Annotated in this window: 16 protein-coding genes; 1 reads left to right on the forward strand and 15 read right to left on the reverse strand. The window is 27.5% G+C overall.

Features of this window, described 5'->3' with window-relative positions; translation table 4 throughout:
- The first annotated feature begins 20 nt into the window (after positions 1–20).
- Positions 21–5,351, forward strand: coding sequence for a hypothetical protein (locus ACXYRR_RS00720; protein ID WP_458597305.1), 5,331 nt, complete (start codon positions 21–23; stop codon positions 5,349–5,351).
- A 1-nt stretch (position 5,352) separates the two neighbouring features.
- Here ACXYRR_RS00720 and ACXYRR_RS00725 read toward each other — a convergent pair whose 3' ends face one another.
- From ACXYRR_RS00725 to ACXYRR_RS00795, 15 genes are all read right to left on the reverse strand, one after another.
- The gene (locus ACXYRR_RS00725) at positions 5,353–5,547 is read right to left on the reverse strand and encodes a hypothetical protein (protein ID WP_458597306.1); all 195 of its coding nucleotides are present in this window, start codon (positions 5,545–5,547) and stop codon (positions 5,353–5,355) included.
- 216 nt (positions 5,548–5,763) lie between these two features.
- Positions 5,764–6,018, reverse strand: a complete 255-nt coding sequence (locus ACXYRR_RS00730; RefSeq protein ID WP_458597307.1) for a hypothetical protein — start codon at positions 6,016–6,018, stop codon at positions 5,764–5,766.
- A complete protein-coding gene (locus ACXYRR_RS00735) occupies positions 6,008–7,021 on the reverse strand; it encodes a hypothetical protein (RefSeq protein ID WP_458597308.1) in 1,014 nt (337 codons plus the stop codon). The genes ACXYRR_RS00730 and ACXYRR_RS00735 overlap by 11 nt, the downstream gene beginning before the upstream one ends.
- Positions 7,021–8,307, reverse strand: coding sequence for a glucose-6-phosphate isomerase (locus tag ACXYRR_RS00740; protein ID WP_458597309.1), 1,287 nt, complete (start codon positions 8,305–8,307; stop codon positions 7,021–7,023). The genes ACXYRR_RS00735 and ACXYRR_RS00740 overlap by 1 nt, the downstream gene beginning before the upstream one ends.
- An 8-nt stretch (positions 8,308–8,315) precedes the next feature.
- Positions 8,316–10,754, reverse strand: a complete 2,439-nt coding sequence (locus tag ACXYRR_RS00745; protein WP_458597310.1) for a putative immunoglobulin-blocking virulence protein — start codon at positions 10,752–10,754, stop codon at positions 8,316–8,318.
- 153 nt (positions 10,755–10,907) lie between these two features.
- On the reverse strand, positions 10,908–13,508 hold the full coding sequence (locus ACXYRR_RS00750; RefSeq protein WP_458597311.1) for a coiled-coil domain-containing protein: 2,601 nt from the start codon (positions 13,506–13,508) through the stop codon (positions 10,908–10,910).
- Positions 13,509–13,530: 22 nt separating this feature from the next.
- Positions 13,531–14,412, reverse strand: coding sequence for a translation elongation factor Ts (gene tsf, locus ACXYRR_RS00755; protein WP_458597312.1), 882 nt, complete (start codon positions 14,410–14,412; stop codon positions 13,531–13,533).
- Positions 14,413–14,421: 9 nt separating this feature from the next.
- Positions 14,422–15,279: a 30S ribosomal protein S2 gene (gene rpsB, locus ACXYRR_RS00760; protein WP_435130408.1), complete on the reverse strand. Its 858-nt coding sequence runs from the start codon at positions 15,277–15,279 to the stop codon at positions 14,422–14,424.
- A 681-nt stretch (positions 15,280–15,960) separates the two neighbouring features.
- Positions 15,961–16,578 carry a hypothetical protein gene (locus ACXYRR_RS00765; RefSeq protein WP_458597313.1) on the reverse strand — a complete coding sequence of 206 codons (618 nt, stop codon included), beginning with the start codon at positions 16,576–16,578 and terminating at the stop codon, positions 15,961–15,963.
- A complete protein-coding gene (locus ACXYRR_RS00770; RefSeq protein WP_458597314.1) occupies positions 16,563–17,279 on the reverse strand; it encodes a hypothetical protein in 717 nt (238 codons plus the stop codon). The genes ACXYRR_RS00765 and ACXYRR_RS00770 overlap by 16 nt, the downstream gene beginning before the upstream one ends.
- Positions 17,243–18,346, reverse strand: coding sequence for a S8 family serine peptidase (locus ACXYRR_RS00775; protein ID WP_458597315.1), 1,104 nt, complete (start codon positions 18,344–18,346; stop codon positions 17,243–17,245). Before ACXYRR_RS00775 ends, ACXYRR_RS00770 begins: the two co-directional genes overlap by 37 nt.
- 139 nt (positions 18,347–18,485) lie before the next feature.
- Positions 18,486–20,696 (reverse strand): type 2 periplasmic-binding domain-containing protein, encoded by a 2,211-nt coding sequence (locus ACXYRR_RS00780; RefSeq protein ID WP_458597316.1) that lies wholly within the window; start codon positions 20,694–20,696, stop codon positions 18,486–18,488.
- Complete coding sequence (locus ACXYRR_RS00785; RefSeq protein ID WP_458597317.1) at positions 20,697–21,488, reverse strand: ABC transporter permease; 792 nt, start codon at positions 21,486–21,488, stop codon at positions 20,697–20,699. It lies immediately after the preceding gene.
- Positions 21,481–22,323, reverse strand: a complete 843-nt coding sequence (locus tag ACXYRR_RS00790; protein WP_435130416.1) for an ABC transporter permease — start codon at positions 22,321–22,323, stop codon at positions 21,481–21,483. The genes ACXYRR_RS00785 and ACXYRR_RS00790 overlap by 8 nt, the downstream gene beginning before the upstream one ends.
- A complete protein-coding gene (locus tag ACXYRR_RS00795; protein WP_435130417.1) occupies positions 22,307–23,743 on the reverse strand; it encodes an ABC transporter ATP-binding protein in 1,437 nt (478 codons plus the stop codon). The genes ACXYRR_RS00790 and ACXYRR_RS00795 overlap by 17 nt, the downstream gene beginning before the upstream one ends.
- Positions 23,744–23,811: the final 68 nt, after the last annotated feature.

The raw sequence follows: 23,811 nt of genomic DNA on the forward strand, positions 1-23,811 counted from the left end.
ACAACTGAATAAGGACTGTTATGAAAAAGAAATTATGAACTATAATGCCACTTGTTTTAGCAACACCAATTATAACTATTGCATGTGCAAATAATTCGGATAAACAACCACATTTAAAAGATATTGTAGTTGTTTCAACAAGTTCAAATAATGCACTTATATCAATACAAATCGATAATTTATTACTAAATAAAACTTATAATCTAGAAGTAAAATTAAGTAATGGAATTTCTAAGCATATTAGTGTTAATTCTAATAAAGCTATCAAAGTTACAATTGATAATTTAACAGCTAATACAACATATCATATCAATTCAATTTTGCTTGATTCGCAAAATATTATTAACAATAATAATCAAAAAATTACTTTTACAACTAAAAAATCTGATGATCAAAGTATGTTTGATTTTAATGATGCAACATTTAATGTTTTAAAAACTGATGCAAATTCTGCATCGGTTGTTTTGGATTTTATAGCAAAGAATTTTCGAAATAATAATGTGCAATTTAAAGTAGTTTTAAATAATGACAAAAACTATGATGCAACTTATGTTTTAGATGGCAATAAGATTCGTTTAAGCATTAATGCCAGTGGTTTGAGTGCTAACACAAGTTATTATGTTAAATCTATTTTATTAGTTAATCAAGAACAAAGCAAAGAAATTTATAAAAATAGCGATGCTAATAAGTTTGCTTTTCAAACAACATCTATTGATACAATAAATCCTGCCTTAAAATCTGTAAATATATCAGATATAACAAAAAATAGTGCAAATTTAAATGTTGCTTTTAACAATTTGCAAACAAATACACAATATAATCTTAAAATTAAATTCACCAATGGAATGCAAAATGATTTCTTATTAACATCTCAAAATGCTACATTCTTGATTGATAATCTTCAAACCAATACAACATATCAAATTGCTCAAATTCTACTTAATAACCAAGAAGTTATTACATCAGATAATCAAAAAATATCTTTTAAAACATTAGATGATATGCAAACTAACCAGCCACAACAAAAAGAGTATAAATTTAATTTTGATAATGCAGTTTTTAAAACAAGTGAAATAACAACAAATTCAACTAATGCATCGATAACTTTTAATAGTGAAAATTTTAATAATTCAGATGTAAATTCAACATTTAAAGTGATATTAAATAATGATCAAATCTATAATGCTAGTTATAATGTTATCGATTTAAATCAAATTAAATTAACTGTAAATGCAACTAATTTGAAAGCTAATACAAATTATTTTATCAAAAGCATTTTATTTTCTAATGGTAGTAGTAAAGTTATATATACCAATAACTATTCTAATAAATTTAGCTTCAAAACTAAAGCGAATCCTATTTTAAGAAGTATTAAAACAACTGATATAAAATCACATAGTGTAAATTTATCGTTAGATTTACAAAATTTGGAACCTAATAAAGAATATAATCTTAAAATTCGATTCAAAAGTGGATTTGATAAGGATTTTGTTGTAAATAACAACACATCTTCTTACCAAATTAGTGATCTTGCTGCTAGTTCTACATATCATATTTCACAAATTTTATTAAATAACATCGATATAATCACTTCGGATTCCCAAAAAATCTCTTTTACAACTTTAACAGATAACTCTAACAATCCTGAGTCAAAACCAAATGAATATCATTTTGACTTTAATAATGCACAATTTTCGTCATCTGAAATAACTACAAATTCTGCTAATTTATCTTTGAATATCCAAACAAAAAATTTTAATACTATTAAGCCGAATTTAACTTTCAAACTTATATTGAGTAATGATTACCGATACAATGCTACTTACCAAATTCTAAGTCCTAATCAGCTAAAACTAAATATTAATGCAGATAACTTAAGTGAAAATACAAGTTATTTTATTAAATCTATTTCATATAATGAAGATAATCAAGATCATTTAATTTATAGCGATTCAAATAACAAATTTAATTTTAAAACCTTGTCATTACCAGATCAAGTAACTAATGTTAATATTTATCATAGTTCGCTATTGGTAGAACCAAATTCAAATGCTAACAACCAAGTTGATGTAACTATAAATAACATAAAAGATATTTATCAAAATAAATCTGCAAGAATAGTATTAACAAAAAATGGGAGTGATATTTATAGCAGTGAAATAACATTAAATAATGCAACAAATTATACTTTTACAATAAACAATCTTTCGAATGGAACATATACATTTAAAAACTTTCAAGTAAATATAAATGGAAATTGAAAAACATTTGAAAATAGTTTCTCAGGCACATATTCATTTACTGTCACAGAAAAACAACCACAAAAAGAAAATACTGCACCAGTTTCAAATGATGATATCAAAAACTATGGTAACATTTTTACCTTGCAAAATGCTAATCTAATTTCAAAGAATGATTTAAATATTAAAACATCTAATGATTTTCATGAATTGAATAAAGATACATTAAAAACAAAAGATTCTTATTATCCTATATATTTTAATTATTTAGATGCTCCTACTACTAAAACAAGTTCAAATGACACTGAAAACAAATATACTCAAACATCTAATGTAGATGTTTCTAGCATAAATGTTACAAGCGATACTATAACCATAAATATTACTAACACATCGGAAGGCATAACATCTGCAAAAGCATTGGTAAAAAGTTTTGACCAATATAATCCTTGAGTAAAATACATTGATTTAAGTGTTAATAGTAATCAACTTTCATTTAATGCAAGCAATCTAAGTAACTATCAAAATGACTATATTATTACCCAACTTGTTATTAATAATGATAAAGTAGCAATCTTTAATTTGCAGTCAAAATATAAGTTTTCTAAGAAAAATAATTCATTTGATAATTTAATGTTGCAAAACTTTGATATTTATAAAAATCAGAACACAAAGGAGATTTTTGCAACAACTTCATTTAATTGAACAACTGAACAAGTTAAAATTTTATCAGATAAAGTTTTTGTTTTCTACTTTGAAGTAGAGAAAAAAGTTTATAAAGAAGAAAAGAAAACAGATTTTCCGTTTGGTCCTACTGTTATTGTAAACAAAGATCAAGCCTTTGATGTTGAAAATGCTGTGCCAGCAAGTAAGAAAATTTATATCCCTTTTAAAGATTTATCTAAATTTTCACTTGCAGCCTTTCAAGAACAAATTAAGTATAAACTTAAATATATTGATGTAGTAAATAATAAAAGTTATCTAAATTTTATTCCCAGAAAAGAAGTTACTAATAAGAACATTGAGTTTTCATATAATTTTGACTGAACATCAGAAAATAAACTTAAAAACCAACTTGATGATGGTTCATCTGTAAGTAAGGTGAAAAAGTATGATTTATTATCTACAACACATCAAAGCAACATTACTTTTTCACCTGAAAATTTCAATGCAGTTTTAGACTATAATTTTGATTATTTTAACTGAAAAACCAGATATAAAAATTCAAAAGAAAACCATCCAGACCGTAATTACACAATTACAAAAAATAATATAGCTCAAAAAATTCATTGATTTAAAACTCGAGAATATCTTAATGATTCAATTTTTAAATTAAGCGAAAATAATGCTACTGCATCTATTTCTGAAGATTTAAATTCAATTATTATCCCAAGTGATTTTGATAAAGAGAACATAATTTTCTGATTTGTTTTTGAACTTGATTTAAATCCAAGAGAGTTTAAGGATGCAAATGAATTTGATAATATTCATTCGCGTGTTAGAGTTCCTGTTTCTTTGAAAACCTTGCAAGAAAATCAATATATTGATGATGTTGATTTTATGTATGATTATGTTTCTGAAACACCTGCATTTCAACAAAGTCTGTATTCAAAAATTAAGAGCAATATTAAATTTAGTTTATCATTAACAAATAATCAACTTACATTAAAACTACATACAAGAAATAATAATATCCATTTTAATAACATCCTTGCTACACATAATCATTCAACTAGTCGCTCAGCATTTATTTCGAGAAATGAATTTTTTGTAAATTGAATTCAAAATGAAACTGATACAGATGAAAAAATTAAATTTAAACAAGCTAAGAAACTTGATAAAAACTCAATTCAAGGTTCATCAATTGGTTATAAAAATACATATGAATTAAAAACACATAATCAAACAGTTCAAAATATAGAAGCGAGAAATAATATTTTAGATGATGCACCTGCCAAGGATGACCGTTCAAAACGTTTATATAAAGAAGATTCAGTTAAACCAATCGAAGAGGGTAGATCCAGAGTGTTTAGTTTAAATGCTGATGCTGATGGAACTTGAAATATCTTTGCCAAAGTTAATGATAATCCTAATGATTTTCGTTATTATGCCTTTGTTAATTTTCATGTTTGAAACACCAATCGTCATTCAGGGATTGGAACTTGAACGCAACATCATAACGGATATGAAAGAATTGTAGTTCAACATCCTAAATTGATTTCTTCGACTAATATTAACAGACCGACCCAAGATCAACAAAACAATAAATATTTACCAATTTATACTGATAAACAAGCAAATAATGCTTCGGATGATACAAATGATAAAAAATTTACATATCCAAAACTAACACCTGATGGTGATATGTTTGATTTTGAAATACCAAGCAGTGAACAAGGAATAACTTTTGATTTATTTTTAGATTTTAGCGGACAAGTTCAAAATTCATATGGAAATTTTAAAAATACTGATGGAGAAATTATCAGCAGAAGCACAAATAATAATCTTGATGCGATTGTTGCTATTGTAGATTTCAAACCAATTTTTACAACCTTTGATGGTAAAGATTTGGATACATATAAATACAAAGAAAGATTGCTAACTCAGCATGAAAAAAATGCAATAAAGCACTTTCTTAATTTCAAAAACCTTAAACCATTAAACATTTCGGATTTATCTTTATATCTTAGTTCCTTTAATAATTTAAACTTCTATATCGCAACTTTACCTAAGGTTGTTACCTTAGGTAATCAAGAAAGTTATCCTGGGTTACGCTATCGCGAATATTTAATAGGTAATAACCCGATTAAATATTATGGTAATGATAAAAGCACCATTGATGCAGTTCGTCCTGCACTATGAGGAGAAGTTCCAGATTTTGACTGGGGAAGTGGTTCATCAGGTAGTGGAGTTTATGATAGTGACGGTAATGTAGTTGGTTTAGATAAGCAAGCCGGAAACTGAGGATCAAATAATTTTTTAGTTTTTGATACACAAAAATATGCATATTTAAAAAATCGTGGATTACCTTATAATCCAACTACTTTTGAGCAGGTTGTAAAGAAAATGGCATATTTATACCCTGATCAATTTAAGGATATCTTCAAATAATTTATTTTACTTTTTGATAAGTCTTAAATTCAAAGAAATCATATATTTGTGATGAATTTAAGACAAATGTCTTTTCAGAATTAATACATTCTTTAATCTTATTAATTTGATCAACATAGTAATTTCCATCCAAGATGACTAAGAATTTCACTTTGTCATCTTGATTTTTATTAGCATTTTCAATAAATATCATCACATCGTTTCTTTGATTATCTTGAGCACCACCTTTTTCATTGGTATATTTGAAAGTGCAATAAAAAATTATATCGTCTTTGATGAATTCAAAGTCGATACTTTTGTTTGTAATTTCATTATATTCACGATCAGATAAATTAAGGATGTTTCCGAAACTGTTGATAAATTTAGCATTCTTACCAGTTTTGGGTAATTTGTGGATGGTAACATTATAAAGTTAATTGTGAAAGTATTCGAGTAAAATATCTTCGTGGATGTTTTGTTTATTTGGATCTTTTGCATATCTTATGAGAGCAAAAATATCCTCATTTATGATTTTATCCTTAATAAAATCAACATCTAAATCATATCTATTTGCATCCTTATAAATTTTTTCTAGCAATGATTTATCATTTTGTATCAGCAATCTTTTAACATCCTTGATATTATGCATTCTTCTTTTTCTTAATTCCAATTCTCAGTTAATCATCATAACCACCTAGTTCATAAACAACACTCATTATTCGTTTTGCCTCAGTCCAACTAAGTCTACGACGGTATTTAAAGTCCTTTCTTAAACCTTTAAACGAAGATAAAAACACATCCTTAGTTTCGCAGCGATATTTAACTAAATAATCGTTTAATGCATTGATATATGCTTTTAATTGACTATCATCAAGATTTCAGTCATTAGGCAATTTAATTCTTGTATAACTTCGTGATGAATTATTGACATTTTTGCATTTTGAATCTGCTAACGAAAACATAATACTATCATTTTTTGTATTATCGATGCCATTTAATCATATTTGTCCATTATTATCATTAAAAACAAATTTATATTGATTTTGTGGTTGCTTTTGAAGTTGTTTTAACTCTTTATATCAACCGATAAAAACATCATTTTTATATACCAAAAAATCCTCAGTAGGATTTTTGTTAAACAAAGCAAGACAAACTGGACATTCAGTATCATTAAACATTTTCATTTGCAACGAAATTACTGCATATAAGCGACTTTTAAGATTTAAATTAGTTGATGTGATAAAAGTTTCAGGAATAATTGCGGCAACAAAATCAGTATGTTTAAGCATAATATCCAAAGCATATTTATATAAGTCATCATAACCACCAAAATCATTATTTATCTTAGAACGTGTTGCATTATTTTTTGCTAAATACGGTGGATTAGTAATAGCTAATTTATATCCTTTAGGATAGTTTTTTAATGAATCATTGATGTTAATTTGATATTTATCAAAATGATTAATTTGATTGTTGTTTTGATCATAAAAATGTTGAATATCAAAACATTTTCATGGGTTATTTAAATTAAGTTGTGATAACAAGAAAGGTATATTATTAGAACCCGCAAAAGGCTCTAAATATGTGATATTATGGGATAATAAATTATTTTCTTTAAGTCACTTAAAGAAAATAATATTATCAAATGGATTACAAATAGTAAAGAATTGTCCTAATCGTTTTTTGTTCATTATTTCTTTTCTAGCATACTGAACATATTCTTTTTATATACTTCGACACCAGGTTGGTTGAACGGATTAACTCCTAATAAATATGCACTCATTGCTAATGCTCGTTCAAAGAAGATAAATAAGGTTCCTAAGGTTGCTTCATTAAATGTGTCAAATAACATATGAATTACAGGGATTTTACCACTGATATGATGTGCATTTGCAGTAGCATTAAAAGCAATGTTATTAACTTGGTGTAAATTATTTGAAGCTAGGTAATTTAGTTTGTCATAATCAATTGCTTCTTTTGAAAATTCAATGTTAGCAGAAGGGTTTTCTAAGGTTAAAACAGTTTCAAAAAGAATTTTATTACCATCTTGAATCGTTTGTCCTAGCGAGTGTAAGTCGGTAGAAAATAAGCAACTGGTAGGTCATAACCCTTTTCCATCCTTTCCTTCAGATTCACCAAACAGTTGTTTTCATCATTCTAAGAAGTATTGTAGTTTTGGTTCATATGAAACCATCATTTCGATAGCATAATTGTTATTATATAAATGATAACGAGCAGCAGCATATCAGTAAGCAGGATTTGATTCAAGTTTTGATTCAGAAAGTTCCTTATTAGTTTGGTTTGCTGCATCTAAAATTCCTTTTGCATCGATTCCAGCACATAAAAACGGGAATAAACCAACTGCTGTTAATACCGAAAAGCGTCCACCGACATCATCAGGAACAACAAACTTTTGGTAACCTTTTAAGGTTGCTAATTCAAATAAAACACCTTTTTGTTTATCGGTTGTTGCAACTATATAATCGCTTGCTTGATCACCGATTTTACTTTCAAGCAATTTTCTAAATTCACGAAAAGCAATTGATGGTTCTAATGTGGTTCCGGATTTGGAAATTACATTAATAGCAAATTTTTTATCATCAACATATTTTAGTTTTGCAACTAATGTTTCTGCTGAAATATCATTTCCAGCAAATAAAAGTTCCATTTTAGGTTTTTTGCTTGAATAAGGTCCGTAGATAAAATCATAACCACTTTTAGCACCTAAATATGAACCTCCAATTCCAATGACAACAACAACTTCGATTCCAGTTTTAAATCAAAAATCGGCTTTCTCTTGCATTGCTTTAAATTCATCTTTATCATAATCAGCAGGTAGATTATATCAACCTAACCAATCTTTTTCAGCGACATTTTTGTTAACTATATCATTATGGATTTGGGTTATTTTAGGTTGTAAGTATTTTAATTCTTCTAATGATGGGGCTTTTGAAAAATCTAATTTTAAGTGTTTCATATTTTCCTTTATGTGATTTCTAATGTATCTTGATCACTATATACTTGCACATTGTATCCGTTTTGTTGTAATTGTGCTGCTAAATTAGTAGCAATTTTATCAACTAAAATAGGTTTACTTGCAAATTCTTGGTATAAGGTTTTTGTTAATGTTCTTAATTCGGATAAACCGATTGATGTAAGTGTTCCGTTACCACTGATATATAATTGATTAGTTTCTCCGTTGCTAAAGGTAATTTTTGAATTTAGTTGAGGGGAATTAAGTACAAAGTTTTCATTAAATCCCGCATTATTAATATCGTCTGCAGTCATTGTAAAAATTTGCGAATTATTATATAACTTTAAACGACGGATTTTACGTGGTTTATTATTTGATGCTTTTTGATTATCAGAAAATATTAATCCTTTTAATGATTTAATTTCTGGTACCCTAGAAAAATCAAGTCCTTGAGGATATGAGTTATCTTTTTCTTTGGTATCTGGATCTAATCCAGATCCGTAACTACCTTGAAAGAATGGTTCATTGTTGCGAGTTCAATATACCATTCTTAAACCTAAATTAATTTCTTTATATGGATCAGAAGTATTTTTTAAATAATTTGATTCATCAAAAGCAATGGTATCAAAGATGATTCGTGTTGCTATCGGGATGTTCTTTTTATAGTTTTGGTTAGGATTATAATCATTAGTATTAATTCAAGCAACTTTGTTTAATGCTCAAGGGTTATAACTTCAAGCATCTAAAACAGGATTTCCATAGGTATATAAACCTAGTTCATCAATGTTTTTGTCTTTTAAAGCAATTAATGCAGATGTATTAGTTGCTGAAGCATCAAAGAATAATTGTAGTTGTGGAATATGATTAGGAAGCAATTTAAAGATATCAATATATTTTTGTGCAGCACTTGCTTTACCTAAGTTATTAAAGCGATATGAAGTAATTTGTATTTTATTTTCTTCAAGTTCTTTAATTAAAGAAGCTGTTTTTTGGTAAGCATTTGTATCATTCATATCAATATAGAGCGCATACCCTTGGTTGCGTAAGGTTGGGCTTTTGTCATCACGGGTATAATCATAAACTTTAATTCCAGGTGTGTTATTAACATATTTGCTAAAAATTGGTTCATTAGTTACATCGGTTTTAGTTCAACCTGGATAATTTCCTTCTTCTAAATTTCCTGGTGTGATAGCTTGTCAGTCATCATAACCAAAAGCTCTTTTGTATTTGTTATCTCTGGTAACTCTTGCAGTTACACGGTTAAATCCAGGAGGTAGTTCTTGTCCATAACTATCTAGTTCTCCATTTTCATTAATAAATACATTATCAGGATCAAGTGTGTAACCTTTTTTTAGAAAATCGATTGCTCTTTGTGAAAGATTAGTAAATTTGCTGCGATCGAGATGGAAAGCGACATAAACTTTTTCTTCTATGAAGCTATTAAATTTACGTTTTAAATAGATATCACGATAGTTTTGTTTGATATATTGCAGATATCTTGGATCATTTTTATGTCTTATAATTTCTTCAGCGATTCTACCAAAACGATCATTTATTCCAGTTCAAAAACCTTTAGATAGTATATATGGAGCATTTTCAGATTCTGAATCATCGGTAGCATCTGCAATTTTACCTGCATTAGCATTAATCCCATCGATAGCAACCTTAGCATCTGCTGCAATAAGTTGTGGTGTTACTTCAACAGAGATAATTTTTCCGGTTGTAACATTTTGGTATCCTTTCGGATTGGCAATTCCATCTTCGATATCTTGTTTAGAATATTCATGTGGTATAACCTTAAAATCTACCTTAGCCCTTGCTGTTGTGTTTGCAATATTTATTTCTGTATAACCATCTCCGATTCCGTCAATGTTATACTGTGTATTTGTAATAGGTTGAGTAGGTTTTGGCGTTGTTGGTTGTTGTATAGGTTTAGGTTGCTCGACTATAACAGGTGCAGAAGGTTGTGGTTTGCTCTCTACTTTTTGCACAGGTGGTTTTTGTTTTATCGGCTCTTGTTTTACAGGTTGTGTAGTAATAACAACTGGTTTTTGTAAATCAATAGGTTTTTGTTGTGTTTGTGGTGGCTTAAAATCTGGTGCATTTATTATAATTGGCTCTTTTGGCTGTTTTGGTTGATTTTCAGGTTTTATGATAGGTTCTTTTGGTTGTTCTTTTTGTGGTTGACTTGGAGCGATATTAATAACAACCGGATTAGTAGGTTGCTCTTTAATTTTTTGCAAGTTATTATCTATATTTGATGAGTTTGCTAGATTGGTGTTTAATTTGTTTTCAGGAATTAATCTAGCATCTTGATTTGATAAATCAGTTTTGCTTCCACTTAGAATTTGAGCTGATGTTTGATAAACTACTGAAGCAATGCTGCTAGATAAAATTAAGCTACCAGAAATAGCTGCTAAGAGAATGAAATTCTTACGTTTATATGACATCTTAACCTCCATATAATTTATATATAAGTTATAACAAAAAAGCAGAATATCAAAAATTATTTTTTAAATATTTTTTGATTTTTTTATGCTATGATAAAGCAAAAAAACTAATTTACAATTATGTATATTTTAATGATAATAAAAATACAAACTCTACGAGTTTGTATTTGTTTTTGTTGATTTGTTTTCTGCAGGTTGATTATTTGTAGTTTTGTTATTAGATTCGGTATTAACCTGTTCTTTTGCTCCTTGATTTTCATTAGTGCTTGCTTGTGATTTAGGATTATTTGAAGTTACTTTTGTTGTTTCTGTGGTGTTTCAAAGTGTATTTAAATGTTCTAAAACAACTAATGAAGCTTTGAAAGTTGCAAATGCATTTGCAAGTGTGTATGGGGTGAATGCAGCCTTGATTTGTGTTGCAGGAGCATACACAGACGTATCAAATTTAGTAAAAGCATTCGATCTAAAACTGATGTTTGGATCATTTAATTTAGTATAGTAAGCATTACGAGCATCTGTTAGTTCTTGTTTAAGTTGTTCAAGGTTGGCATCTTTACTTTGTATTGCTTTAAATACTTTTTCTGATGCTAAAAAGTAATTTTTCTCTAGTGCATCAAATTCTTTGTAAAAAGTTTTTGCATCAAAAGATTGTGAAGTTGATACAAATGAATTTGCATCTGTGCTATTGATATAAGCAATATTATCGTTTTGCGATATATCTAATAAAGATTTAGTAGTTGTATTATAAGCATCGGTATCGACTACTGTTGATTCTAATGATAAATCATTTCATTGATCAGAATATAAATTAGTTCATTGACGAATTCAAGCAATAGTTTCTTGACCAGGAATATAGTAGTTATATTTATTATTTTCAGATGTATCTTTTTGATATCCTAATTGATCTTTTAGCTCCTGTGAGTCAGGATTTAAGCCTAAATCTTCTCAATATAAGTATAAATTAGATAAAACTAATAATTTTTCATATAAAAATCTAAGTTTAAGTTTCTTATCGAAAGTTTTTAGCATATTATCTTCAGTTTTAGATTTAATTGGTGTATACTCAGTATTAAAATCTTTTAAAAGTTGATCGATTTTTTCATTATGAAATTTTTGATTACCATCGTTTTGCGATTTTTTAGCAGTTATTTCTGTAATTTTGTCATCAATTTTTTTAATGTATTCAGTATTTTCTTTTTTGAATTTTTCTAAATCAGATTTAAGATTATCTGCAGTTAGTTTATATTTACTAAAATCTGAATTTGCTTGTGTAAGATATCCTAAAATTCCTAATTTAGTTTGTTCTCCATTAAAATAATCAATATATTTTAAATTACCTAGAGCGGAATAAAAAGGTTTGTTCAATTTATAGTAGTATATACTTCTAAAACCATCTCCAAGCGTTTTTAAATAATCAGCATATTTTTTATGAAGCTCTTGAGCTTGATTTTTAAGACTTAAAATATCATCGGTTTTTAATAAAGCATTTGAAAGTGGAAAGTCACTTATGACAAAGTCGATAAATCATTTGCTCTTGTCAATTATTGGATTACCATCAGAAGAAGTTGCTTTTGATGCATAATTAGGAGTTCAAATTTGTGATAAAAAAGTTGCATAATTAATTAATTGTTCTTGAAATGGTTTTGCTTCTGCAATAAGGTTTGCATCTTGTTTTTTATCATTTGACATTAATGTCTGCAGATTTAATCCACCTAATCTTGCTGTTGTGAATGCAAAAACTTTTGATTGTTGGATTTTTTCATCCTTAACTTTTTGCCCATCTGTTTGGTTTGTAGATACAAATTTTGATTTATCAGTTGCACTAACTTGTTGTTCGATTGCAACAATGTTATCATATCTTCATCTAAATAAATCGTTCATAAATGATTTATTGGATTCTAATAATTTTGGTAACTTAATTTTTGCATCTTGTAATGCAGTTGAAATTCGAGAAAAATATGAAATTCTAGATTCGATGATTGAAGCGATATTTCATAATGATGCACGGTTTTCTACAGTTTGCTGATATATTTCACGATTATTTTTAAGTGGTTCAATTAAACGATTGATTTGATTTATAAATGATCTTTTATTTGCTGCACTTATGTCTTTTGCTTCTCTAATTTCTTCTATAGTTTTTTCTAAAAATAAGATAGTAAAATCATTTATTTCAATCAAAGCTTTTTTGCCTGAATAATGTCGCTTTAAAAAACTACTTTTAATTTCTTGGTTTTCATTCTCTAATTTTTCTTTATCTGATTGTAGTTGTTCGATAGTTTCTTTGTTATGCTGAGCATTTTGTTCGTTTTGTTTTTTTAATAACTCCTCATGTTGTTTTTGCTGTTTAGTACTTTCTTCTTGAATTTTAGTATTTTCTTTTTTAAGTGAATCAACTTCAACTTTTAAATCAGAATTTTCAGTAAACAGATTTGGAATAACTGATAAAGCAGCAGTATTATAATCAGATAATATTTTATTATATAAAGCATTTAATTGCTCTATGGTAGTAGTTTTTGAATTAGTTAATTCATCGAATTTATTTTTATTCTCAAGATATTTTTCAGAGTTAAGATTGTATAAATTTACTCTTTTTAACATCTCGTCTATTTGTTTTGATTTTAAAACAATTTCCTTTGATTGTTGTGGTTGTTGTGTTGTTTTTTCTGGTGTACATGCAACAACTAAAGCAACGGACAAAGTTAATAAAGATGTACTAGAAAGTAATTTTCATTTTTTTAATTTTTGAATTTTCATAATCTCCTTTTTTTAATATAAATTATTTCCTTACCATTTCAGCAACATCGGCAGCGAAGTTTGATTGAGTTTTTTCAATTCCTTCACCTACTTCAAATCTTATTGCTGATACAAGTTGGCTACCATGATCGTTTAAGTATTTACCTACTGAAATAGAATCTTGCATTACAAATGCCTGTTTTTCTAAAACAAATTCTGAAAGTTGTTTAGTTAATCAACCATGAAAGATTTTTTCTTGAATTTTAGCAGGTTTTGATTCGAAAGCCACTGGTTTTTCAAAACGTTCTTTTATTTCTGATAATTGTTTTTCACTTAAATCAGAAACTAATGTAACTTCAGGGTTCATTGCTGAAACATGCATTGCAACATTTTTTGCAGCATAAATATCTGTACCTTTTATTTTAACAACAGCAGCAATTTGATTATTAGCATGGACATATGTTCCTAGTATTTCACCTTCTTTTGCTTTTACCATAAACATACGACGGAATGAAATTTTTTCTCCAATAACTGATGTAGCTTCGATTAATGCTTTTTTTACTGTTAAACCAATTGGCAGAACAACTTCTAATGCTTTTTCCTTAGTTCATACATTGGCATCAAAAATAGCATGAGCGATTTGTTGAACAAGTTCTAAGAATTTATCATTTTTTGCAACAAAATCGGTTTCACTGTTTATTTCTATTAATAATGAACGATATTTGTTGGTAATTGCAGTAACAGCACCTTCAGCAGCAATTCTGCCAGCTTTTTTTGCGGCTTTAACAATTCCGTTTTCCTTTAGTCATTTAACAGCTGCTTCGATATCATAATTAGTTGCTTCAAGAGCTTTTTTAACATCAATTAATGCTGAATTAGTTCTTTGTCTTAATTCTTTTATAAGTTCTATTTTATTTACTGACATAATTCACTCCTAATTATTTGTTTCTGTATTTTTTGATTGAAATTCTGGTAAGATAACTTTTTCATCATCTTGATATGCAAATAATTGTTGCCCACCTCTTGCTTTAGCAATTGCATCAGCTAAAATTGTCATAATTAAATTAATTGATTTTGATGAATCATCATTAGCAGGAATACCGAAATCTACTGCATCAGGGTTTGCATTCGAATCAAGAATAGCGATTACTTTTAATCCTTTTCTACGAGCTTCTTTGACGGCGATTTCATCTTGCAATGGATCTGCTACAATCATAACATTTGGTAATCTTCTCATATTACGAATACCATTTAGATTTTTATGTAACTTGTCTAATTCTTTTTTGAAATTTAAAGCCTCTTTTTTGGTATAACCTTTAAAATTATTAGCTGCCTTTTCTTCTAATTCTTCCATCTTTTTAACACGAGACATAATTGTTTCATTGTTTGTTAATGTTCCACCAAGTCATCTTTCAGTAACAAAAAATGAATTTGTTCTTTCGGCTGCATTTTTAACAGAATCACGAGCTTGTTTTTTAGTTCCTACAAAAATAAATTGTGCATTTTTAGCGGCTAATGAATTTACAAGTGAGTAAGCAAATTCTAAATATTTTTGTGTTTTAAAGATATCAATAATGTGAGCGCCTTTATTCATTTTATTTGGAACAAGGTATTCCTTCATTTTTGGATTTCATGAATGTGATTTATGTCCAAAATATGCTCCGGCTTCTAAAAGTTTTGTTCTTGAAACAATAGGATTTTTTTCTTTGTTTTCTTTAACTTCCTTTGTTTCTTTATTAGTTTTTTCTACCTTAATTTCAGGTTTAATTTCAGTTTTACTTTGATTTGTCATTTTTTTCCTTTAGTTTGTTTTGTCTAAATAAACTATTCTAACACCTAGCACTTATAATTATTCAAGCACACCCAAGCGAATCCTAGTTTATTGTGATTTATAAAAATAAGTATTAAAATACTTATGTTTATTTTATCATTTTTTCTTTGCTATAAAAATATGGTAACTTAATTTATTTGTCTGTATACTAGATAAAAAAGAAAACATACTTCTGAAAACTTAGTTTTTTATTTTAAAGTTGGTATAAAACACAAAAAAACACAACCAAAAATAGTTGTGTTATTTTTACGAAAGAGTAATTTTTATATTATTTGGTTTACCATCTTTATCATAAGATAATTTAGTATTTTTTAAATTTATTATATATAACTTAGCAAGTAATTTTAATACAGATGTTTGCGTATTTGATGTTAATTTAGCATATTTATCATAATTTGAAACAAATTCTACATTATTTCGAGTTCAAATGCGTCCTTCAAAGTGATTATAATATATTGCATATCATATATCATCAAATTCTCTTTGTTGAATTTTAATAATTTTATTAGGAACAAGAGTTTTATCTGGAACATAGTTTTTACTATAGAATAAATACGATTTATATGAGGGAAGTTTAATGTTATCTTTAAACTTTGTATATATTTGATTTGTTTCAGTTACTGGACTAATATTATTATTTTTTTATTTTATAGATATATTAATTTGATTATTTTCATTTTTTACAGTATAGATAGAACTGTTATTCAGTTTCTCAATTTTGTCAGGATAATAATAAAAGTAACTTGGATATCCTATTGGTTCTGCACCGTATTGTGTAATAAAATTGTAAACACGAATTGGAAAAAAATCTCCTTCGATATCTCTTACAAATAATAAATTTATAAGAACTTTATTTTCATTTTTAATTGGTAACATCTCGATTACCATATTATTATTTTTTTTATAAAATAAATTATTTTTATCATTTGAAAATATGTTCTTGATATTATCATAGTTTCATTGAAAATTATAAGAACTACTTATTTTTTTGAAAGTTAGAGTTTGTTCATTGTTTTGTGTTACTAAAGCAAAAAAAGAGTGCTCTTTATCGATAATATTGTTTAATTTTGAATATTTAGTATCAAGAATTAAATTTTGAGATTTCAAATTTTCTTTTAGTTTTCTTACTTGATCATTATTTTCTGATTCGTTTTTTGCTTCCCAAGGAGTTTTATTTTCATAATGACTACATGCTATCGAAACTGTTAATAAAGGACCAGATAAACATAGACTCAATAATTTTATTAGGTTTCTGGTCATGATTTTTCTGCTGTTAATTTTGAACGAGTTTCATAAATAGCATATTTATCATTTAAAATGTAATAGACATTTTTGTTTGTAAGGTTTGTGTTTTCAAAGTCATTTCTTAGTTTAATAGTTAAGGTAAATTCATATGGTCATGAATGATAATTTCTACCCGCTACAAACATATTGCGATTTGTTGCATCGCTATTATCATTGTTCAGATTTGGATAATTAACTTTTAATGTTGAAAGGTGGTATTGTCTGTAAATCCATCATGAATTTGCATAAATAACACCTACCATACCTACATTAAATATATTAGAGTGATTATGTATTTCAGATACACTTAGTTTTCTTCTCTCAGAATTTGATAATCTTCATAAATCAGAATATGTAGAATAAGCAGCAAGTGGTTTTTCACCACCAGAGATTAGATTTTTATATGTCAATTGTTTTGACTTACTGTAATATAAATCATATATACTGTATTTTCTAACATTGTCTGCATAAAATTTCATTCTGTCTCAATTTATATATCCTGCACCAAGGTTTAATGGTAATATATTGATTTTATCATTATATTGTTTTAAATCAAAACTTGCTATTAAAATAGCTTTTAATTCTGGAACTTGATAACTTGAATTAGGTTTTTTTATTGCCGATAGTAAAGCAGAAGCAGCTAATAAATAGGTGTAGAAAAACTTGTTCCTGATCATCGTCAATAATCTGGATCATCAACTAATGTGTCTGTTTTTCATCATTGATCATTTAAAAAAAGTGATTGATTACTAAATTTATCTGGACCTATACCTAAAGGAGAATCCTCAAAACCTTTAATTTTACCATTTGAAAAATCTTCAATTTGATCATTATTAAAATTATATGCACCGATTATAAAAGTGTTTTTAGTTCTTTGGATAGAAGAAGCTTTTTTTCAAAAGGTGGGGTTCTGGTTAATTGTATCTCTTAACTTTTCTAATATTATTTTTTGATAGGTAGTAGGTTTAGAATTAAGTTTTTCATTTATCCATTTATTAACCTCCATTATATGATTTGGTGTTTTAAGATTTTCGTTATCAGCAGAAATGAAAAATTTCATATTATATTTATATGCATATTCATCGATTAATTCGGCTTCATCTGGATAATCTGTGTTAATTTCTACATTTAAAATATCTATAATATTGTTTATATATGAAAGGTTACTATTTTTATAATATTCATTCATTTTATTTAGATCTAGTAGTTTGCGATATGAGGTTGAATAACTCATATTAATATATTCAACATTATTTTTCCTAAAGAACTCTAAATTTTCTTTTAATATGTCATAATTGCTTGCATTATATGTTCTATTATAACTTGTTGAATAAATTTCAGCATTTTTTAGTAATCCAGAATCGCTACCAATGATTGAAGCAATTTCAGTTGCATGATAATTTTTATTTCAATAATCTAAAAATGAGTGATTCATCTTGGAAAAATCATATATTTTATCATCAGTAAGGTTAGGGTCATATTTAACTCTGTTACTATTAACAACATTTGGATTATTAATTGAACCTAGAATATTATAATTATCTTCATTTATTTCTTTATCAATATTTAAAGTTGTATTTCCATCAAATTTTAAAATTCGATAATCAACTAATCCACCATCGATGATACCTATTTTAATCTTTTTATCAGTTCTTTCGTGGATTCCTAGTTTATCTCATAATTTATCAAATAAATGATTGTATTTTTTAATGTCTCTAGGTTGATTTGCAAAAATTGCTGACATTGTTAAAGGAAGGCTTGAATGCTAGATAAACCAATAATATATTTTCAAAATTTCTTTAATTTCATAATAACCTCCTAATTTAATTATACTCTTTTGTATGAAATTATTTTCAGTAAAAAAAAATCAGGTTCCCCTGATTTTAAGATTTTACTTTTGAAAAATAGTAAGTTGTAATTTGACTTAAGGTTTTATCATCAACAGGTTGGATTGCTTCGTGAATCATCCCATCAGTGTTTTTAATTTCATAAATATTTATTAAATTAAAGTCCTGACCTTCGTATTTATCATTAAAATAATTTCTAAGCACTACCTCATAGTCTGTGATAGCCACCGGATCATAATTAACATAATCAAAATTTTCTAAATTAAGATGTTTTGCCAAATATTCTTTATCTGATATATTAACATATGCCAGCATTTTAGCAATAAAACTTGTTATAAATTCGGTTCATATTTCTTGTTTTTCATTATCACTTTTTTCATTTGTTTCTTTTAAAGCATCATCAAATAATCCTTTAATTGTTTCAGATGTATCTTCATCTGAAAGATCATTGTTTACAACTGAATAAACATAAGTAGCAAGAATTTTATCACTTATTGTTTTTGAAACTTTATTAATAAATTCTTCTTTTGAAATAGTAAACAAATCAGTTTGTGATTTTTGTGCTAATTGCGAAAATTTATTTATAAATTCTGAATAATTTTTACTAAGATAATTTTCTAAAAGATGTGGGACATATGAGATTCTTTGCTCTTGATCTACATCGTTACCTTGATCGTAGTCATCTCTTAGTTTATAAAATTCATTGAATTTTTCAGTGTTTTGTTTTGATGCTAAGTTAATTTCATTGTATAAAGAATTTATAAATGTATTAATATCACTAGTTTTTATATCTGAAGAATCAATTTTGCCTAACTCTAGGGTTTTTAAATCCTTTCATACATTAGCTACATATTCTTCAGTCACTAAATTTTGTGCTTTAGCAATCTCTGCATCAGATGTGTTTTCATTAAAAGTAGATATCATTTTTTGGTTAACGAGTTTATCATACCTACTACCGATATCGTTAAGATATGAATAATAACCTTGAGAAATAGCTTTTTGATATTCATTACTTAATTCTTTTGGAATATGTGATGAAATAACTATACCATCAACTAAAAGAATGTTTTGGTGTGGTTTAACAGCACGAATTGATCCATCAGGAACATCTGGAAAGTTATCTTCACTATAATATGCATCAATTGCATCCCCGTTATACATAATTGCAGATGTTACATCGGGACGTTTTTTATTGATTAAATCATTTGCTATTTCTAATCCATCACCTTTTAAACTTATATGTTTTGCATTGCGAACATCAAAACCAGTCCCGTCTTTAATTAAGTCTGCAAATGAATCGATAAGAATTTTATATGGTTGTGTATTAGTCGAAGAATCATCTTTTACTACTGCACCAGTAAATTTGTCTAAAGTGCGACCACCATCGGGTAGTGGTCAGTAAGCAGAACCATACAGCATATTATCACGAATTGCATCGGTGATTTCTCAGTCTTGATAACCATTAACTTTTAATGTCTTTAAAATATTAATTAATGCATATGGGTCTTTTATACTGCTTTTGTTAGGTGTGATAAATTTATCAGCATATTTGCTAAAGTCAATTCCTGAATCTTCATCAAAGGCATTCTTATTTAGCTTTTCTTTATTAATTTTATGAATATTATATGCAACTACCATATCTTGTGAATAATATGGATAAAAGTATTCTCATAATGATTCATCGCTGTTGTTATCACCTTTTTTGCTTAAATCGTAACGATTTAAATGTTCTCATATCTCTGGACGCATCGATAAGCGAACATAATTTTTAATTTGAATGTATGATTTTTGTGCATCTTGATATTTAATTAAAATATCATTATATGCATCTTTTAATTTTTGGTTATTCGGATTGTCAATGAGTTGCTTTTTAAGATCATCCAATTGATGTTTTAAAGTTTGATATTCTAAGTAATTAGAATACTGTGGTAAGTTGAAGAAAATCGAGTAATTGAGTTTACCGATAAGTTGTTTTTTAGCAAGTTCTACTGCTAAAAATTCTGAACCAATTCCAGCAACTGCTTTGTTATTAATTAATGCATTACTAAATTGATTAATTTCATCGAATTCTTTATAATCAAATGTATGTGCAAGTTGAGCAATATTAGCATCAGACATATATGATTTATAGTTATAAAAACTTGGTTTAAATTGATTTTCGACTTTTGATGCTAAAACTGCTGAGAAACCTGAAATTGCACCTATTGTGATAGTTGATGCTAATAAAAGTTTCTTATTTAGTTTCATTTATCCCTTTTTCTTGGTTTTGTAAATTGCATAACCAATGTTTCCTAAAATAGTAATAAATAAAACGATTGAACCGATAACCAATCCCCATGGCTCAAATGCACCCTCATATAATTTTGTACCTAAAGTACTTGCATTTGATACAGTGCGTGTGATGATAAAGTCATCAAAACTAAGAACACTTGAAACTAAAATAACTGTAATAATTGATGGAATCATATAAACAAGGTAGGTTTTAAATCATGCACGAGTTTTTGAGTAACCTAAATCCTGCGATGCTTCGAAGAGGTTATTGTTAAATTTTTCACTACGTGGTAGCATTAAAGAAATTCCGTAAGGTAATGCCATAATTGTATGTGCAACTATTAATCTACCAAAACCTTCTGAATCAACTGCAACAATACCGAAAAACAATGAAAACACTAATACAAGACCTAAAGCAGTAATGTTATCAGGATTGATAAGTGGGATATTTGATGTTGCTGTCAAAGTAGAACGCATTAAACGATTTTTTTGTCGATAGAGAGCATAAACGGTAATTAAACTTATAATAACAACTAATGTTGAAACAATAATTGCTAATAAAATTGTGTTTAATAAAGCAAGCCCACGTCCGTTATCAAATAAAGTTACTCAGTTTTCAAAAACACCTTTAGTTCAAGTTGGATTAAACTCACCTTTTGGTGTTTTTTGATTAAAACTAAATACTACACCTGTTATTAAAGGAACATAAATAATTGCTAAAATAATATAAATATAACTACGTCTTAAAAATTCAGTAAATTTATTCATAGTGTGCTCCTTTTTTAAATTTAAAAATGAGTTTTGGTATGAATATAAATAACGAATATACACCGATGAAGATAGCGGAAACCACTATAACAAGTGCAGAACCACTACTTAGATCATATTTATTACCAGGATTTAGTTTTGAGTTGATTAAATCTCCGATAAGTTGGTGTTGTGAACCATCTGGAAGTAATTTTGCACTAATTACAAAGGTTGTTGCACTAGCCAAGAAAATAATTGCTAAACCACTTAATATAGCTTTAGTTCCATATGGAACGATAACTTTAAACATTGTTTGAATATTATTGTATCCTAAATCATTACTTGCTTCAATAATATTTTTTGGCATATCTTTAAATACTGTATATAAAGGTAAAACCATTAGAGGTAGGTTTAAATAGGTAAGACCAAAGATTATAAAAAGTTCACTATTGAGTGTTTTAGGATTTGTATGAAAAATAGCTAATGCTAAACCTTTAATTGAGTAAATTCGAGCAATGGTAAAAATTGCCATAGGACTAATCATTAAACTTAATGCAAAAAGTTTAAAGATTTTTGATTTAGATGTTGAAATAAAATAAGCATATGGAAAACCGATGATTAAGCATAAGAAGGCAGAAACAATTCCTATTCATAATGAACGACCAATAATGTTTCAAGTGTTAAGATCTTTAAGCAACACTGCTGCATCAAAAGATTCATTATTGGTTGCTGAAAAAGCACTGATAACAATCATTAATACAGGTAATACAATTAAGAAAATTGCAATTAATAAGTAAGGTAAGAATAACCAGGCTTTTTTGTCAAAAGTGAATGTTTGTTTAATTTTTGAAAACATTAGTTGTATAATCTCACTTTGGATCTTTTTTCATCAAATGAATGGTATCAATTGTTCAACTTAAATATACTTTTTCATCAATGTCGAATTTTTTGGCTGTTTCAACATATAAAATATCTTCATCTTCTGTTTCAACTGTTAAATAATAATAACTTCCTCGGTAGGAAATATCTTTTACATAACTTGGTATTTTTCCGCTCATCGATGTTGGATTACTTGTTATATCTATATCTTCAGGTCTAATTAATGCATCGAGGGTGTTTTCACTTCCGAATTCTTCGATATCATGGATAGTTTTGAATTCTCTACCTAACAATTTTACATTCCCGTTAGGTAAAAATTTAGCATCAAAAATATTTGAATCTCCAACAAATCTAGCAACTCAAATATTTACAGGGTAGTCATATATGTTTTTAGGTGTATCATATTGTTCGATTATTCCATCGCGCATTACAGCAATGCGATCAGAAAGTTCAAGTGCTTCAGATTGGTCATGGGTTACAAAGATGAAAGTGAGTCCTAATTCTTGTTGTACACTTCTTAGTAACTCCTGCATCTTTTTACGGATTTTAGCATCCAGAGCAGATAAAGGTTCATCAAGCAGCAAAATTTCAGGTTCAATAACTAAACTACGAGCTAGAGCAACACGTTGCTTCATTCCACCTGATAACTCAGAAATTGCTTTAGTTTCATTACCTTTTAAACCAACTAATTCGATGATTTTTTCAATTTTTTCATCCATTTCACTAGCAGTCATCTTACGTTTGAAATATCTATTTTCAAATGCTTCCTTCTTTTGAGCAACATAATTCTCTCAATAAGAATATTTAAAATCTAAATCATCCAACCAATTTTGGATGCGATTATATTGCGATGTATCTGCTGGTATCTTTTTTAAAGCTTCGATATATTTATCTTGCTGTGTATCAATTTTATCCATTTTTGCATCAGCTTTTTTGGTTCATTCTTCAATTTTATGTTTAAGTAAATCGATGTGTTTTTGATTGATTTCTTCTTTTTTAATACGTTTTAATTTCAAACCATATGCAATGTTTCCTTGCACATTTAAATGTGGAAACAATGCATAATCTTGAAAAATGGTTGAAACATTACGTTTATGCGGAGAAAGGTCTTTAATATCATAACCGTTAAATAAAATTTCACCACGAGTTGCTCATTCAAAACCACCTATAAGTCTTAGGATGGTAGTTTTTCCTGAACCAGATGGACCAAGCATAGTAACAAATTCACCACGCTTGATTTGTAAATCTATCTTATGCAAGACAGTTTTGTCACCGAACTCTTTAACAACTTCTTTAAGTTCGATAATTGGCATATTTGCTTTTTTAGTTTTTTTCAAACTAATTTCACGAGTTGTTTCAATTTGTTTTGATTGATTATTATCTGAATTAATATACATTGTATCTCCTTTCTTATTGATTTAAATAAGCAGCAGGGAGACGGTATCGAAAAGATTCTCACAGTATT

This window comes from Mycoplasma sp. 246B (assembly GCF_054353935.1).